Source organism: Ruegeria sp. B11, from assembly GCF_056539785.1.
Genome location: NZ_JBQFVO010000002.1, coordinates 443,606 through 461,010, shown reverse-complemented (window position 1 = coordinate 461,010; position 17,405 = coordinate 443,606). Strand labels below are relative to the sequence as shown.

At 51.7% G+C, this 17,405-nt stretch carries 12 protein-coding genes and 2 pseudogenes; 4 read left to right on the top strand and 10 right to left on the bottom strand.

Annotated features, from left to right (window positions below; translation table 11 throughout):
- Nucleotides 1-2: 2 nt before the first annotated feature.
- The 8 genes and pseudogenes from ACR0I1_RS09845 to ACR0I1_RS09810 all read right to left on the bottom strand — a co-directional run bounded on the left by ACR0I1_RS09845 (nt 3) and on the right by ACR0I1_RS09810 (nt 9,859).
- A complete protein-coding gene (locus tag ACR0I1_RS09845) occupies nt 3-1,310 on the bottom strand; it encodes an HlyD family type I secretion periplasmic adaptor subunit (protein WP_170394559.1) in 1,308 nt (435 codons plus the stop codon).
- Entirely contained in the window at nt 1,310-3,049 is a 1,740-nt protein-coding gene (locus ACR0I1_RS09840; RefSeq protein ID WP_170732718.1) for a type I secretion system permease/ATPase, read from the bottom strand. Before ACR0I1_RS09840 ends, ACR0I1_RS09845 begins: the two co-directional genes overlap by 1 nt.
- Nucleotides 3,050-3,409: 360 nt before the next feature.
- The gene (locus ACR0I1_RS09835; RefSeq protein WP_480706179.1) at nt 3,410-4,726 is read right to left on the bottom strand and encodes a nucleotide sugar dehydrogenase; all 1,317 of its coding nucleotides are present in this window, start codon (nt 4,724-4,726) and stop codon (nt 3,410-3,412) included.
- A gap of 197 nt (nt 4,727-4,923) precedes the next feature.
- Nucleotides 4,924-5,686 (bottom strand): annotated as a pseudogene (locus ACR0I1_RS09830) (IS5 family transposase).
- 261 nt (nt 5,687-5,947) lie between these two features.
- The gene (locus tag ACR0I1_RS09825; protein WP_480706177.1) at nt 5,948-6,685 is read right to left on the bottom strand and encodes an SDR family oxidoreductase; all 738 of its coding nucleotides are present in this window, start codon (nt 6,683-6,685) and stop codon (nt 5,948-5,950) included.
- Nucleotides 6,682-8,004 (bottom strand): FAD-binding oxidoreductase, encoded by a 1,323-nt coding sequence (locus ACR0I1_RS09820; RefSeq protein ID WP_480706175.1) that lies wholly within the window; start codon nt 8,002-8,004, stop codon nt 6,682-6,684. The genes ACR0I1_RS09825 and ACR0I1_RS09820 overlap by 4 nt, the downstream gene beginning before the upstream one ends.
- Complete coding sequence (locus ACR0I1_RS09815; RefSeq protein ID WP_480439083.1) at nt 8,001-8,417, bottom strand: GtrA family protein; 417 nt, start codon at nt 8,415-8,417, stop codon at nt 8,001-8,003. Before ACR0I1_RS09815 ends, ACR0I1_RS09820 begins: the two co-directional genes overlap by 4 nt.
- Before the next feature lie 2 nt (nt 8,418-8,419).
- Nucleotides 8,420-9,859, bottom strand: coding sequence for a UbiA family prenyltransferase (locus tag ACR0I1_RS09810; RefSeq protein ID WP_480706174.1), 1,440 nt, complete (start codon nt 9,857-9,859; stop codon nt 8,420-8,422).
- Between the two features lie 672 nt (nt 9,860-10,531).
- Between ACR0I1_RS09810 and ACR0I1_RS09805 the strand changes: the two are divergent.
- Both ACR0I1_RS09805 and wecB read left to right on the top strand, forming a co-directional pair.
- Nucleotides 10,532-11,112: pseudogene (locus tag ACR0I1_RS09805) on the top strand (IS5 family transposase); the annotation flags it as partial.
- A 123-nt stretch (nt 11,113-11,235) separates the two neighbouring features.
- Nucleotides 11,236-12,309 (top strand): non-hydrolyzing UDP-N-acetylglucosamine 2-epimerase, encoded by a 1,074-nt coding sequence (gene wecB / locus ACR0I1_RS09800; RefSeq protein ID WP_170635825.1) that lies wholly within the window; start codon nt 11,236-11,238, stop codon nt 12,307-12,309.
- On the opposite strand, the gene ACR0I1_RS09795 is transcribed toward wecB, so the two are convergent.
- Nucleotides 12,306-13,808 carry a glycosyltransferase family 4 protein gene (locus ACR0I1_RS09795; RefSeq protein WP_480706171.1) on the bottom strand — a complete coding sequence of 501 codons (1,503 nt, stop codon included), beginning with the start codon at nt 13,806-13,808 and terminating at the stop codon, nt 12,306-12,308. The genes wecB and ACR0I1_RS09795 overlap by 4 nt on opposite strands.
- Before the next feature lie 163 nt (nt 13,809-13,971).
- Between ACR0I1_RS09795 and ACR0I1_RS09790 the strand changes: the two genes are divergently transcribed.
- Together ACR0I1_RS09790 and ACR0I1_RS09785 are read left to right on the top strand one after the other, a co-directional pair.
- Nucleotides 13,972-14,925 (top strand): Gfo/Idh/MocA family protein, encoded by a 954-nt coding sequence (locus tag ACR0I1_RS09790; RefSeq protein ID WP_480706169.1) that lies wholly within the window; start codon nt 13,972-13,974, stop codon nt 14,923-14,925.
- A gap of 232 nt (nt 14,926-15,157) precedes the next feature.
- A complete protein-coding gene (locus ACR0I1_RS09785; protein ID WP_480706167.1) occupies nt 15,158-16,240 on the top strand; it encodes a DegT/DnrJ/EryC1/StrS family aminotransferase in 1,083 nt (360 codons plus the stop codon).
- Between the two features lie 63 nt (nt 16,241-16,303).
- Here the strand turns inward: ACR0I1_RS09785 and ACR0I1_RS09780 are convergent, their stop codons facing one another.
- Nucleotides 16,304-17,317, bottom strand: coding sequence for an NAD-dependent epimerase/dehydratase family protein (locus ACR0I1_RS09780; RefSeq protein WP_170393875.1), 1,014 nt, complete (start codon nt 17,315-17,317; stop codon nt 16,304-16,306).
- Between the last annotated feature and the right edge of the window lie 88 nt (nt 17,318-17,405).

Here is a 17,405-nt window from a genome sequence, read left to right as displayed (position 1 = left end):
TGCTATTCTCGAAACGCGCGGTAGAAGTAATCTGCCAATGGTTTGACCAGGTAAGAAAGCGGAGTGCGTTCATCAGTTTTGATCATGGCTTCGACAGGCATACCTGGCAACAGTTCCTGACCATTCAAACGGTCCAGTTGTCCTTCGTCAGGCACAACTTCAGCACGGTAGAAGGTAAAGCCGCTTGTCTCATCTGTGAATGAATCTGCTGATACATTGATCACACGGCCATTCAGCTCAGGCGTGTCGCGTTGATTGAATGCGGGAAAGCGCAGGGCGACTTCCTGCCCGCGATGTAACTGATCCACATGCAACGCATCCACCCGTGCTGCGACCAACAAGGGCGTATCCTGTGGCACTACATACATCATCGGCTCACCCGGCTGGATCACAGACTGGATGGCAAAAACCTGACTGTCGTAAACTGTGCCAGCGACGGGTGCACGGATGTCTAGACGCGACAAACGCTCGGAAAGGGAAAGACGACGTTCCGCCAGTTCTACAACGCGAGACTGCACATCCCGAAGCTCGGTGATGGCTTCTTCGCGCCGCGTGGCCTGTAATTCAACAATTTGAATCTCGGTCGTGGCGATCTGGCCTGTCAGTCGCGCAACTGTGGATTCGAGGCTGCCGATTTGCCCTGTTAGATTTGCCTCTTCCCGCTGCAATGCAGAAACGCGGCTGGCCTGTGTCAGGCCGCGATCAAGCAAACCTTGCTGATCTTCGAGCTCCGTTCTGATCAATTCGACCTGAGTATTCAGTGACGCCAATTGCGCCTGCGTCCCCTCAATCTCGTTCTGGATCTGTATCTTCTGTTTCCCAAGCTGGTCGATCTGCTGGGTCAGCGTTTCCAACCTGGCGTTGAACAGACGTTGTTGGCCTTCCAACAGATCGTCGTCGATCGATTCGCGGGCTTTGAGCTCTTGCAGATTTTGCTTTAACGTATCTGCGTTCGCACCATCCCGTTCAGCCTCTAGCCGGGTCTTTCGGGCAAGTAACTCAAATAGCTGAGATTCCACGATCGTTTGCTCCGAGGCCAAAAACGTATCGTCAAGCCGCAGCATCATGTCCCCACGCGCCACTGCGTCACCGTCACGTACGAATATCTCGCCTACAACGCCACCATCGGGGTGTTCGATGACCTGACGATTGCTCTGAACTTCGATCACACCTTGCGAGATAATAGCACCGGCCAGCTCAGTGCGGACGCTCCATAATCCCAGTCCCAGGATCAAAACTGCCAGAGCCAAAAGGCCGACAAAAGCGGGCGCTTTGATACTCCAAACGGGACGTGAACTCTTGTCTGCCATTATTCACCCACCTTGTTCAGGTGCCTTTTGATAACGTTGGCGTTTTGGACCATCGTGTTCAAAACTTCATCGCGCCCACCGGATTTGACGATCTGGCCTTTCTCGACAACGACAAGATCGTCGCATTCCGAGATCGCTTGAGGCCGGTGCGTCATGATAATCGTGGATTTGCCCGCGCTCTTGAGCTCGCGGACCGCATTGTTCAGGGCGAGGGTTCCGTCTGCATCTAGGGCCGAGTTTGGCTCATCCAGAATCAACAATACCGGATTACCATAGAGAGCGCGCGCCAATGCGATCCGCTGTTTCTGCCCACCGGAAAGCTGGCTGTCATTGCCCTCCAGGAAGGTATCGTATCCTTTCTCAAGTCCCAGAATCAGCTCATGTGCATTCGCTGTTTTCGCCGCTGCAACAACCGCTTCGGGATCAGGGGTTTGTGACATCCGGGCGATGTTTTCAGCAACCGTTCCGTTGAACAGCGTCACTTGCTGCGGTAGATATCCAATATGCCGCCCCAGATCGTCGGGTTCGTACTGATCGAGTGTCGCACCGGCCAAACGAATTTCCCCAGCGGCCGGTGGCCAAAGGCCCAACAACGCTTTGGCAAGCGTTGTTTTGCCTGACCCGCTTTTCCCGATCACACCCAGGGCCGTGCCAGGGCGCAACTCAAGAGATGCGTTCCGCACTGTCGGGATCTTCGCGCCCGGAGGGATCACCGTCAGTCCTTTTGCGACAAGATGCGCCTTGGGATCGGGCAGTTTGGTACGAGACGATTCAGGAGGCGTTGAATCAAGAAATGAGTTCAGGTTAATCCATGCCGTGCGCGCGCGTTCGATCATCGACCATTGACCCACCGCCATTTCGACCGGAGCCAAGGCGCGACCCAGAAGGATCGTACCTGCGATCATAGCACCGGGCGTCATCTCGTTGCGCAAAACCAGCAACGCGCCGAGCGCCAGCATAGCGGATTGCAGAAACAGTCGCAGAGACTTCGTCAGCGAGGTAAAACTGCCGGTCCAGTCGCTTGCAGATATGGATTGAGACAGCGCTTCGGTGCGCTGGTTCAACCAGCGTTTTGAGACATCTTCCTGCATGCCCTGAGATCTGACGACCTCGGCAGCTTGTCTGGCGTGTTCAGAGAAAGAATTTGCTTTGGCAGAGGCGATTTGAGCATCTGACACTTTGCGATGGGTCAACGCTTGGTTCAGCAGCGCGATAACAATCAGAAGCGTTCCACCTGCGACGGCCAACCAGCCAAGCAACGGATGGAACAGGAAGATTGCGGCCACAAAAATCGGCGTCCAAGGGATGTCCATAACCGCCAACAAAACGGGCGAGGCGCATAACGCGCGGATCGATTCCAGATCTCGCAATGCAGTCGCAGGTGCTGATCGAACCTGTGGGAACAATGCGCGTCGCATGGTCCCTTCAAACACGCGTTCATCGAGTGCTGATTGAAATCGCGCTCCGAACCGAGCCACGATTCGGCCGCGCGCATAGTCCAACATCGCCATCAGCGCATAAAGCAGCGCGACAAGCAAAAAAAGCGCTGATAAAGTCTCGACCGAGCGCGACCCAAGGACCCGATCATACACTTGCAGCATGAACAGCGGTCCGGTCAGCATAAGCAGATTGACAAAAACGCTGAAAATGAAGGCAAGCGCCAGGAAACTGTTCCCTTGGTTGCGCACCTTTCGCAGCTCATGACGCTGAGGCGGGGTGTTGCGGTTTTTCAAGCTCACGCGTTTTGGCCCTTGATTGCTCACAATTGGAACTCGTCAACAGCCAATCTTCCTGTACCCGAAGGCGGCCTGACATTTCCCGCAACTATATCTGCCTACCTGCACCGGAACAACGCGCGTTTCATGCGGCGCCAGTTGTTTAGGCGGTGTTCGTACCGATGAATTGATTGGAATGGCAGGAAAGTGCCGACATTTTTGCCTTGCGGGTCCAATTCTCAGCGCATTCATCCAGCGCTTAGGACACCGTCAAACCATTCAGAGTTTTGGTCCCGCGTAAGCGGTCATACGAGCGACAGCCGTTCCTAAGTACCATCCGCCAGATGTTCCGGCCCAGCTACGCAGAGCCGGTCGCAGTTTCATTTAAGCACGAACAATATTTTGCTCAGAGGTACGGTATTTACCGCGGGTGTCGATGAGGAGCTTCGCGTGTTTTTTGATCAACTCATAATCAAAGGCATCGTGATTGGTCGCCAGAATAACTGCATCCTGCTGCGACAGAACCTCAGGGGTAAGGGTCTCAGATGACAATTCGAAGAAGTGTTCCCGCATCGTGGGAAACTCGGGCACATGGGGGTCCGAGTAGCTGAGGTCTCCTCCATTGTCTCGGATCAGCTCCATCAAGGTGACAGAAGGGCTCTCTCGCATGTCGTCGACATTTTTTTTGTACGCAATGCCCAAAACCATGATTTTACTGCCACGAATCGCTTTGCTGCGATCATTCAGCGCATTGGCGAGTTTGCCAAACACATATTCCGGCATCGCCGTGTTCACTTCACCGGCCAATTCGATGAAGCGTGTGTTGATGCCGTATTCACGTGCTTTCCAGGTCAGGTAAAATGGATCGATAGGGATGCAGTGCCCTCCAAGTCCCGGACCCGGATAGTAAGGCGTAAACCCGAAGGGTTTGGTCGCGGCCGCGTCGATAACCTCAAAAATATCGATCCCCATGCGGTCAGCAACGATTTTCATCTCGTTCACGAGGCCAATGTTTACCGCCCGGTGGATATTTTCCAGAAGCTTTGTCATCTCGGCAGTCTCGGTCGAGCTTACCGGTACGAGCTTATCAATCGCGTGCTCATAAAGCGCGATACCCGCCTTCAGGCATGCCGCTGTATGTCCGCCGACCACTTTTGGTATTGTATTGGTCGTAAAATCCGGGTTGGCGGGGTCTTCGCGTTCGGGTGAGTAGACAGCAAAAAGATCCTCACCAACCTCAAGTCCATTTTTCTCAAGCCGAGGCAAAACTTCTTCTTTGGTTGTGCCTGGATAAGTCGTGCTTTCCAGCGCAATAACCTGACCCGGACGCAAATGATCTGATATTTGGTCACACGTATCGGTGACAAAGCTCAGATCTGGCTCGCGATATTTGTTGAGTGGAGTTGGTACACACAACATAATGCCATCCGCCTCAGCGATGCGCGAGAAATCTGTAGTGGCCTCGAATCCACTTTTTCGCGCCTCTGCAATGCGGTCATCGTCGATATGCTCAATTGAGCTGTGACCGGAGTTTAAATTCTGCACCTTTGTGGTATCCAGGTCGAAGCCAATCACCCGGTATCCAATTTCGGTATATCTGAGGGCCAGGGGTTGTCCGACATATCCCAGTCCAACAATCCCGATCACAGCCTGCTTCGCAGTAAGCTTTTGTAGCAGGTTGTTTAGTGATGTCTGTGTCATGATAAAATCGCTCTTTATCTAAGTCTGCGCAGGATAGTCAGAGGGGCCCCAAATACGAAGTCGCGTCTCTACTAGTTGCTTTGTTGAAAAAGGCAATGGGTATTTGGGTCGCAAACAGATTTGGCGATTGTAATCTCGCTAGGCACAGAAGCGATTGATTCCCCTATTGGGAAATGAACGGCAGTTGGGCTCAGTACTCATAGCCAATAGATGACGGTTGCGGCGAGCGCGATTGCCGATAGGAAGACTTTGGGGCAGCGATCGTATCGGGTTGCGACATGCCTCCAATTCTTGAGCCTGCCGAACATGATCTCGATCCGGGTGCGCCGCTATTATCTTCGCATGTCGTAATTGTCCGCAGTTATTCACTGGTTTCAACCGGGGGTACAGGCCCGTATCCCTTTGTCTTTCAACGCTTCTCGAAACCAATCAGCGTCACAACCTCGGCCCCCGAGCGGTAGTCGACATCTGGCAGGCTGCTCAGCAAAGCCCGCGCACCATCATGGTCGCTGACTTGACCGGCAGCAACAGAGAGGTTTAGCGGACGCATCTGGCTGTCGCAGATGGCGTGCAGCTTAGTATTCAAGCCGCGCTTCGTGCGATCGATCAGATCACCACACCCCCTTTTTGACGCCCAAACTGTACGCCGTTTGGTGGGTTTCAAGTAGGTCGCGTCGATCATAACAATCCTCTCCTCGCCGCGCTCAGCGGCCAAATCGTTCATCATCTGCGAAAAGATACCCTTACCGCTCCACCGTTACCAACGGTTGTACAGGGTCTTGTGTGGCCGTATTCCGAAGGCGCGCACCGCCAGCGTAACTCATTGCGGTTGATGAAAATAATTCCAGTTAGGACGCGCTAATCATCAACGCGGGGTTTGCCATGGAGCTTTGGGAGATAGGGCTCGAGACGTGCCATCCGCGCGTCGTTCAACCAGAAGAGATCAGACCTATTCACCATTCGTTTTGTGAACAGTGAATCAGGCAGCAAGGCGGAAATCAATGGGTCCTGAGCCTAGGCATTAGCAGAAGTACTAAACGAGTAGATTTCCCATCCACAGTCTTTCAGTAATGTTCCGTCGAAACTCGCGCAGTCGCCTGATATTGAATTTTGCCTTAGAGTTTTCTTGCGATGTAAAAATATGCAAAATACCTTTTTCGGATAAAATGGAGCTGCGCGATAGATTGAGGGATCTCAACATTTTTTTTGCATATTTACTCTTCAGATTTTCATTTTTTTGAAGATTGTTTCCGGAATAAGGGTGATGATCATCATGATCAGCCTCCAAATCGAACGAACATATATCACATTGCGTCCTTTGATCAGTGCGCGAGAAATGGCTTCTGCTACTTCTTCTGGCGCCGCAGTAAGACGTGCAGGCAGGTCCATGCCCTCTGTCATTCGCGTGGCCACAAAGCCTGGCAGAACCGTAAGAACATGGATATTCCGACGAGCCATGCGGTTACGCAGACCGGAAAGGAAGGCCGTGAATCCGGCTTTGGCCGAGCCGTAGACATAGTTGGTGGCACGCCCGCGCAAACCTGCAACAGAGCTGATACCAACGATTTTGCCCGAACCGCGTTGATCGAAGCGATTTGCCAAGACAGCCAGAATGCTGGCGGGCCCTTCATAGTTGGATCGCATGACTGTCACTGCAGCATCCACATCTTGTTCATTCTCTACTTGGTCACCCATCAGTCCGACAGCACAAACAGCGATCTGGGGGAGCTCGGGTAGATCGTCGACAAAACTTGCATGCGTTTCGAATGCGAGAGCGTCAAAGACGTGAAGAGTAACCGGCACATTATAACGCAAAAGCAAATCCTTCTGTGCCGTTTCCAAATGTGCGGGATCTCGCAGTGCGAGCTGTATTGGATGACCGCTTTTTGCGAATTCGTGGGCTATCGCAAGACCAATGTCGGATCGTGCCCCCAAGATTAGCACTGCACCTTTGCTCATAGTTTGAGCCTTTCTGATTGTTTTGAACGAAAACTGCTGCTTAGCCCGGCTTCATCGCGGCGGGCGGCGAAAGCAGCGGCGCGTGGATCAGAACGGTGCAAAGTATCGGCCGGCATTCGGCTGTCTTTAGCTAGATAGAACCGGCCGCCATGGTCCATCGTGATTTGGTCGAGCTGCGACATCAGCGAAAGCGTTCGCTGGTTTACCGGGAAATCCAGAGCCAATGTGTAGCCCAACATTGGGAAAGAAAATGCGCTGTCTTGCTGGCCGAACCGCTTTAGCACCGCCAAGAAAGATCCGGCCCCTGCGGCGGATGTGGCTTGAAGTAGCGCAGTTAGGCCGCGTTTGGAGTGCTCCAGAGGTAGCGCACATTGGAATTGCATTAGTCCTTTGCGCCCATAGATCTTGTTCCAGCCGAGGATAGCATCGAGTGGGTAGAAATAACTGTCCCAATCCACCAGTGTTTCGCCGCTTTCGCGAGAGCCATTCCAATAATAGAGCCCATTGAACCCTCGCACAGACAGTCTGTTTAACAGTCCTTGCGGAAAGTCGAACGGAATAGACAATTTCCTTTTCGTTGGAGTTTCGAAAGGATACCTCAACTTGTCCCCTGATAAATCGGCGCGCGTGGCGTGCTCCCCCAGCATCAAAAGAGAACGACCGAGTTTGTCATCCCGGCTTAGGCAGTCGATCCACGCTACCGAATATGTTGCGTCCTGAGTTGCTTCAAATGCATCAAGCGCTGCATCTAGATTTGGCAACGGTCGCAAGGTTTGACGTATCCAGGCGCTTTCGACTGGGCGTAGACGAAGAGCTGCGCGCAAGATGATACCCGTAAGCCCCATTCCACCGGTGGTCCAGTTGAACAAATCTGCATTTTCCTGCGGCGAACAGCGCTCTATCCTACCTGCTGGTGTGACGACATCAAGCCAGTCCACAAAAGCGCCAATACTGCCCTCTTTGTGGTGGTTCTTTCCATGCACGTCTGCAGCGATCATGCCTCCGAGCGTGACAAATTTCGTCCCCGGTGTCACAGAAGGAAACCAACCTCGTGGAAGGAATGTTGATATCACATCAGCCAGCAATACACCCGCCTCGGCGACTAGAATGCCAGCCGACGCATCAAATGAGAGCATCCGATTGAAATGACGCATCGAAACGGTCTTATTCGATCCAATGGCGCTGTCCCCATAGGCACGGCCATTTCCACGGGCAATGACGGCATGCTCGGATACCAATGCAGACAATTCCGCCTCGTTCCGCGGAGCCTCGGAAGTGCCCTGATAGACGGGAAATCTGCCCCATCCTTCAAGCGTCATGCTGGTTTCGCTCTCTGCGAGTCTGTGAAGACAAATCGGCGATCTAAATGGTATTTAACCACATAACCAATTGTCAGGCCGATGATCGCTCCGATTTCTCTCATCAAGTTGGATTTCCAGATCACCCAGAACGTGGTTTCTGTTGCCCAGAAAATCAATGTCGTGACAATTCCCATGGTGGTATAGAGAGTAAATTTCCGACTGTGCGCGCGGATGCTGCGTGATGTATCGGCGAAGATCCAGCGCTTGTCTAGGAAGTACTTGATTAGAAGCCCCACAAGCGTGCCGCAAAAGACAGCAGATGCAAATCCCCAGGTTGACGAATTGATCGACAGTACCAAGCGTTGCATTCCCAAATTGGCTATGGTCGCCAAGACTGCGAAGACCGTATACCGAAATACTAGGACCTCCACACTCACAATACTGTGCCTCCGATAACAAAGCTAACCATCAGGATAACGCAAATCTGGCTTGTGCGGTCACGTGCTGCAAAAACAACTGGATCATCGTGCATTTGTCCTCGATGCGTTAGCATCGCTATCCGTGATATCCAATAAAACAAGATGCCGCAAATCGCTCCCAAAACTAGGGGTTCGGAGTAGAGAACCATCACGGAAGGAGAATTGATATAGAGCGCCATCACCAATATCGAAACGTAGCCGGAGGCAACTGACATCATTGAGACTACAGGCAAATCTTCGACCTGGTACCCCCTGCCTTCAGCCTTCAACTTGCCACGTGCTGCATTGTCGATTAGTTCGGCCTGCCGCTTGACGGCAGCCAATGAAAAAAAGAAGAATGAAGAAAATACTAGGAGCCATACCGATAGCGGAATGCCTGTGGCCACAGCCCCTGCGGTGATCCTCATCGTATACAGGGCGGCCAGCGTACAAATATCGATGATCATACGGCGCTTCAGCGATAGCGAATATGCCGTTGTAATGATGAAGTACACTGCCATAACAAATACAAAGGGCCAACCTAGGAGCGTGGCAATTCCCGTTCCTGCCCCCATAAGCACCACGAGCATCAGCGCGCCATGCGAAATGGGTAACGCACCTGATGCAAACGGTCTTTCTCGTTTACGCGGATGGGCTCGATCTGCGCGTAGATCCAGAAGGTCGTTCGTCACATACACGCTTGATGCGATTAGTGAAAACGCAACGAAAGCCCCGAGGCTATGTAATATCGCAGAAGCCGAAAAATCATGTGCCGCAAAGGCTGGCAAGAAAACGAGAATATTCTTCAGCCATTGATGTGGCCGGATCGCCCGTAGGTAAGAGCTAAAGCTAGTTTGACTAGTTTGGAGGTGTTCAACACGCGTATCAATCGAGTCGACGACTTTGCGCAGAGACGGTGAGACATTCACCGTGACTGCTTGGCTGGAATGTTCCCAGATGGGCAAATCCGCTGTCGCATCACCCATATAGGCATAACGCCCCGAACCGAAATGCTCCTCCAAGAAAGCGGCCTTGTTAGCCCCTTTGAGGTTCTGCTTTCCATTTGAGCCATGTACTTCGTCGAAGATATTAAGATGCTTCGCGATGCAATCGGCAATTTTTTGATCGCTAGCAGTAACCAGGGCGGTTCGCCCTCCCGCTCTACGCCAACTCTCGATATATTCAATGACCTTCAAATCATAGGGGAGGGTTGACGAGTCGATATCTGCGCGCGCGGCCAGTTCGCGTTTTAGAGCTGATCTGCCCGCGCCCAACGCCTTTATTGCGCGAAACGGTGTGCGCCAGTTTGACGAGAAAGCTGCCCAGAAACTTTCGTGCAGCATATCTGATCTGAGCAGGGTGCCGTCGAGATCAACCACCAAGGTGTCTGGAGATGTGGTTTGCCGGTTTAACATAATACAGTCTTGCTCCAGACAGCATGAGGTTTCACGTTTGAAATCAACTCCTTGAAATCGGCAAAATATATTTGATTTAAGCCCGTGCAGCTATTTGCGATAATGAGGTGGGGGTGATTTAGATGCATTGCTAATCTCTGGCCAATTTGACGCTACAATGCGTAGGTGCCACTCGGGTTGCTTCTTCTGGCACCGGTTTATTGCAAAGCATCCGGTAGCTTCTTCTAGCTGGCAAAGTTACAAGCGCGTAGGCTCAGGTGTACTAATTTAACAAGTATCTTAGGCAATAATAAAATACTAGCAAGATAACTCCTCAAAGCTGTCTAAGTATCATTTGTGCGTCTAAGCTAAGCTCCCGCGGTGTCGCGAGAAACGTCGCATTTGACGCATGTATCAGCCAATAAAATTGGATCCGAAATCGGGCCCGAGTGAAGAATATGGCATATGGAAGCGCTACACCGACACAGAGTACCAGAAACAAGTACTCTATGCGTGGAAACGGGATTCGTCGTCGCATGGCCAAAAGGGCTGTTAGTGGTAGTATCAGGTTTATATAGCTGATAGCAGGATCGCCTCACGCGTATCAATTCTAGTGTCACGATGCATCGATTTTGTTAGCACTGTATATTTAGCAGCTCGGATAGCTGAGCTTTGATTTGAGCGGTCCTTTCGACGCTCTGTAGCCGATGGAAACTTAGGAACGAGAAAGGCATCTTCGCGCGGATGATGGCTGGGCTCGCTGCCGAACACTGCAAGCAAAAGACTGTTATGATCGTGCAATCCATCCGAAATTGCACCATACCGCGACGAGTATGGCTGCCAAAATGGGATGTGGTCGTCTGATTGGTCAAACCAAGGGCGGTATGAACACCAAGCTGCGTGCGATCTGCGATAGCTAGTGGCTACCGGTCAACCTGCTTGTCACCGCCGGACAATTCAGCGACGACGTTGGTGCACACTCGCTGCTTGGCAGCTTTCCTAATTCGAATGGCAGTTCGGGGATCGCGGCTACGATGCTGACTGGACCCGAGAAGCGTTGTGAGACGAGGGGGCACGTGCCTGCATTTCGGGTCGAAAGCAACGCAAGACCCCAGTCAAATATGCCAAAACGCAGATACGAGCGGTGAAACCGCATCGAGATCGTGTTCGGCGGGCTAAAGGGCTGCAGGCGCTTGGCGACGCGCTTCAAGCGCTGTCCAGAGGTCTGTCCCTTTACCATTGCTCTCGTGGCGGCCGTCATCTGTTGGTTATGAAGGTTGACCCTACTGTTAAGTTAATCTGAACCCGCGTCAGTAAATCAGTCACGAGATATCACGTGGAATTTATACTGGCCGTGTGTTAGCGCGGTTTTAGGCAATTATTTATTTGGAGCTACCGTGAAAATCGCAGTTGTAGTTGGCGCGCGCCCTCAGTTTATTAAATTGGCTCCGGTGAGCAGAGCACTTCGTTCCATGCCGGGAGTAACAGAGGTGCTGATTCACACAGGACAGCACTATGACGATTCGATGTCTAAGATTTTTTTCGACGAACTAGAAATTGCAAAACCCGACATCAACCTATCGGTGAACTCAGGCAGTCATGGTGCCATGACAGGACTGATGATGCAGAAACTTGAACCCGTCATTCAAGAACATGAACCAGATGCGCTCCTTGTTTTTGGAGATACGAATTCAACATTGGCTGGTGCATTGGTCGCCTCAAAACTTCATATCCCGGTGGCGCACGTAGAGGCCGGGCTGCGCTCATTTAATCGAAAGATGCCCGAAGAAACGAACCGAGTTCTAACGGATCACGTTTCCGACCTTCTGTTCACGACTTCCAGCGACGCTGTGGAAAATCTGCGAAGAGAAAGCATTTCGGAGAGCAAAATTTTTGAAGTCGGTGACGTGATGTTCGACGCAGCACTACACTTCGGTGAAAAGGCCAAGCAGAAATCAACAATTTTGGCTGACATTGGGTTAGACGCAAACGGATTCATACTTGCGACGATCCATAGAGCTGAAAATACGGATTCGCCAGAAACGTTAACAAACATTGTTGATGGTCTGGAGGCGGTTGCAAAACAACATCCGGTTGTCTTGCCATTGCATCCACGTACTGCCGCAAGGATAAAAGGAATCGGTCGTAAATTCGAACATGTCCAAACGATAGACCCAGTCGGTTACTTGGATATGGTCGCTCTAGAAAGCAATGCGGTGCTGGTTGCTACGGACTCTGGCGGAGTGCAGAAAGAAGCGTATTTCTACGGCGTCCCTTGCGTAACTCTTAGAACGGAAACAGAATGGGTTGAGCTTGTTGAAAGCGGCTGGAATCGTATCGTTTCGCCCATAGAAGGGGATATCGAGGATGGTATGCTAAGTGCGATAGGGACTAGCGGAAATCAGATAGAAATCTATGGTGATGGAACCGCTTCGCAACAAATCGCACAGATACTAGCCGCGCGAGTTTAAATACCTTCATAGAGCGCCGCCAACTTCTTGGCTTGCGCAGGCCAGCTGTAGGTCTCCCAAAGCTTCCTTCTGTTGTCGACGCTTAACGTAAAGCGTTCGGGATGGTCCAAGACATCCCGAATAGCTTCAGCAATGCTCTGAGGATTTGTTTCGTCCATTGCTCGTCCGAAACCGAGAGACTCTGCAAACCGACGCATTTCTGGAAGATCTGAAACACAAATTGGTACGCCAGCAAATGCTGCCTCAAAAAGCTTGTTGGGCATTGCGTAGCGGTGATTGAGCGATACGTCCTGAAACGGGCATATAGCGAGGTCTGCTGTACTAATTGCGACTGGTACATCTGGAGCTGCCACAGGTGGAAGCAAGGTAACGCGATCATCCACACCTAAGTCATGAGCGACACTCATGAACCACTTGTCGTTTCGGAGGTGCCGTGGGCCCATCGAAGCTAAGTTGACTTCGGGAAGATGAACCAAAGCCTCAAGAACTTTATCTAACCCACGATGTGACATTTGAATGCCACCAGTAAAAATAATCAAGGGCGCCCCGTCAGCAACGTTTGCCTGAGCACGGATAGAAAGCTGATCCAACGCCTTTTCTTTACGACTATCCATGTAATCGACATCTATCTCTGGAGCATTGAGGATAAGTGTCGGACTATCTTTGAAGCGTTTGGCATACAAATCTGCGATGGACGACGATACGGTGATCATATAATCGACGAAGGGGAGGCAATCGTCTTCTAGGTTTTCTGCAAAGTTCGATCCATTCGACGGATTCTTTGTAGCGCGCGCGGGCTCATACTCATGGGCGTCATAAACAAGTTTTGCGTTGAACTGCCTGGCAAGTACGACGCCTGCAGGGAGACAATATATATCATGAGCGTGGATGACATCAGGGACCTCATCAAATTTAAGGTGGCAAAGGTTTTCTGCGTAAATCAATGATTCCAACTGATAGAGTTTAAAGAAATTTTCTCTGACTTTTCGGGCCATCAACATAAATGACTTGAGGTTTTTCGGGCCTTTTCCAAATCCAAGTCCAAGCCGTGTTTTCCAAAGCAGCCGTTTGTGTACGAGTTTTCTAGCCCGCCTTTCATCACCGCCGAAGTTTTTGTAGTACATCGGGTCAAGCTTTTGGACGTCTTCGTCCGTCAGAAAGGTCTTCAACCAGGTTTTCAAAGAATTCAGCTGAATAGCGGATTCGACATACGGTACGACACGTTGCTCGACTTGAGCGGACGTGCGCTCCATAAACGAGAAACGTTCAAGCAATTTTTCAGTGATGTTCTCACAAGACTGCCAGTTGAATCGAGTGATCCGAATGCCATCGATGCTGTCTTCTTGCGGCAAGCCCCCTGGCCAGTCGCAGAAGATATGTACGTTATGACCCGCTACTTGAAGCGCGCGCGCTTCTTTGAGAACACGCGCATCCGCCGTTATCTCGTGGTAGGTAAGACAGAATACGGTTTTTTGAGATTTCGGGCGGGTGTCTGACATCGGTCGAAGATCAATCTAGCTCTGACAATTCCGAACCGCTCTAACAGAGGTTGATCGGGGTTTCCAGCTTGATTGGCGATGCTTGAAATGCCTTCCACTATTGACTTCCCAAAGAATTTCTTGGAAGCGCTGTAGCACAATTTGAGCACTTGGGACGCACCGAATGAGCAACTTTGCATTAATAGGAACCGCAGGATACATCGCGCCGCGCCACATGAAGGCGATAACGGATACCGGAAACACGTTGTTGGCTGCTCTGGACACAAGCGACTCCGTTGGAATTATCGATAGCCACTTCCCTGATGCACATTTTTTCACAGAGTTTGAGCGTTTTGATCGCTATGTTGACATGTTACGTTGCAGCGAAGCGGGCAAAATTGATTATGTCTCGATCTGCTCGCCGAATTACCTCCACGACAGCCACATGCGGTTTGCCCTTCGTTCAGGCGCCGATGCGATCTGTGAGAAGCCGCTGGTATTGAACCCAGAGGATATCGATGGCCTGGAAGCGATCGAACAGGCGACCGGACAGACCGTAAACACGATCCTGCAGTTGCGCGTACATCCCTCGATCATTGCTCTTAGGGACAAGATTCGAAACAGCCCCAAGGATACCAAGTACGAGGTCGATCTGACTTACATCACGTCCCGTGGACGTTGGTATCTGGAGAGCTGGAAAGGGGATGTCCGCAAATCTGGCGGTATTGCCACCAACATCGGCGTGCATTTCTTTGACATGCTGCACTTCCTCTTCGGAGACCTTCAGGCGAACCATGTGCATCTCAATGCCCCGACCAAGGCCGCGGGCTATCTTGAGTTTGAACACGCCCGGTGCCGTTGGTTCTTGTCGCTGGACGTAAATGACGTTCCTGCAGAGGCGCGAGAAACCGGAGCCAGAACCTATCGCTCCATCACTATTGATGGGGAAGAGATCGAATTCTCGGGCGGATTTGCCGACTTGCACACGCGAAGCTACGAAGAGATTCTGAACGGGAACGGGTTTGGATTGAATGAAAACCGGCCTGCTATTGCGATGGTCAGCCATATCCGCAATGCCTCGATCGAAGCAAGCAAAGGTGAGCAGCATCCGAAGCTGATGAGCAGCACGGTACTCTGATCAAACGGATCGTCTGCATGTTATCCCACCACCCATGACGTTTTGGGCACTGGGCAATACAGGGAAACGGTCCGCCCAGTTATTAGTACTGCGGTAATTCGTGCCAAACAGACCCGTTGTATTAAGTCTTTGCCGACGAATAAACATGGTCGAGCGGTGCCGGATTATGTATGGGAAACTGCAGAGGTACAGCTTGCAGAAATTCCTCAAGAACCAATAGGGCGTTTTAGCGATGCAATTTATTGACCTGGCGGAACAACAGAAACGTATCAAGGATCAGCTTGATGCTGGCATTGCCAATGTGTTGGCACATGGAAAGTACATTCTTGGCCCAGAAGTGGCTGAACTAGAGGCACGGCTGACTGCCTTTACGGGAGCTAAACATTGCATCACTTGCGCCAATGGAACGGATGCATTGCAAATTGCCTTGATGGCGCTTGAGGTCGGGCCGGGGGATGAGGTCGTCACGCCCGGATTTTCATATATCGCCACGGCTGAAGCCGTCAGATTGCTGGGCGCAAAGCCGGTTTATGTCGATATCGACCAGACTAGTTATAACCTTGATCCCAACAAGCTTGACGCTGCGATCACACCCCGGACAAAGGCAATTATACCGGTGTCGCTGTATGGCCAACCTGCTGATTTCGAACGAATTAACGAGGTAGCTGTGGCAAACGGCTTACCTGTCATCGAGGATGCTGCTCAGAGCTTTGGCGGATCTTTGCGTGGCAAACGGTCAGGAAACCTGTCAACGATTTCCTGCACCAGCTTTTTTCCATCGAAACCCCTTGGCTGCTACGGCGATGGTGGTGCTATCTTCACCTCGGACGATGATCTGAGCATCATTCTTCGCCAGATAGCCCGGCACGGGCAGGACCGGCGTTATCACCATATCAGGGTTGGCGTTAACAGCCGTCTGGACACATTGCAGGCTGCGATCCTGCTGTGCAAGCTGGATATTTTCGAGGATGAACTGGTCCTGCGAGACACCGTCGCGGACCGTTACAAAGTGCTACTGAAGGAAACCAATATCGCCGCTCCGACGCTGATGGAGGGGGCGACCAGCGCCTGGGCGCAGTACACGATACGCGTGGACAATCGTGAGGATGTGCAAGCTAAGCTCAAAGACGCCGGGGTTCCGACCGCTGTGCATTATCCACTGCCGTTGAACAAGCAACCAGCTGTTTCTGACCCAAATGCCGATTTGCCTGTTGGCGATCAGGCCGCCGCAACAGTGATTAGCCTGCCGATGCACCCGTATCTGCAGGAGAATTCGCAAGAGCAGATAATCGAGGCACTGAAAAAAGCGATCTGATCGCGCTGACGGTTTAATCGGTGCTGGGGCCGGCGAATTCAGGTTTAGGCAGGTTCGCAGGTTCTATTTACCGTAATATGCGCGATACCAGTCCACGAAGGCCTGTATGCCGTCCCTGATTTCGGTTTTTGGGCGATAACCGGTCAGGCGATGCAGCAGATCGGCATTGGCCCAAGTTGCAGGCACATCGCCCAACTGCATCTCCATATAGTTTCGGATCGCGGGTTTGCCGAGGCTTTCTTCGATGGCGTCGATGAAATCCAACAAACGCACTTTGTCTGAATTTCCAATGTTCACTATGCGATAGGGAGCGACCGGGCTCAGGCTGTCACCTTCGGCGATGTCTTCGGGGGCTTTGGGGCGAACAGGCACAACGTCGATCAGCAGAGAGATTGCGCGCACCAGGTCATCCACATAGGTGAAATCACGATACATGTCGCCGTGGTTGTAGATGTCTATCGGGCGGTCGTTGAGGATCGCGTCCGTGAATTTGAAGAACGCAAGGTCCGGGCGCCCCCAAGGACCGTAGACTGTGAAGAAGCGGAACATTGTTGTCGGAATATTCCAAAGATGGGCATAGGAGTGTCCCATCGCTTCATTTGCCTTTTTGGTGGCTGCGTACATAGTGAGTTGATGATCTGCTTTTTCGCACTCGTCGAAGGGCATGTCAGGATTTGCCCCGTAGATCGACGAAGTCGAAGCCATCAGCAGATGCCGCACTTTGTGCCGCCGCGCAGCTTCCATAACGTTGAACGTCCCGACAACATTGCTTTCGACATAGGCGCGCGGGTTTTCCAGGCTATATCGGACGCCAGCTTGCGCTGCGAGATGGATGATCACGTCCGGTTCAAAAGCATCAGCGATCTGGTCGAACTTGGCGGTATCTTCCAGCATCCCTTCATCGCACGAAAAATTTGGGTTCTCCAGCAACAGCGCATGTCGGCTCTGTTTGAGGCGGACATCGTAATAATCAGTCATCCCGTCAAAGCCATGAACCCGGCAACCGTTCTCAAGCAAAAGTTTGGCAAGATGGAACCCGATAAATCCGGCAGTACCTGTGATCAGAACCTTTTGCATGAGGTATTTCCTTGTTTCGGGGCATCGCGCGTGCGTTCGAAGGCACATATGACGCCAAGAGCCGAAGGGCTCAAGCGGTCATTTCTTG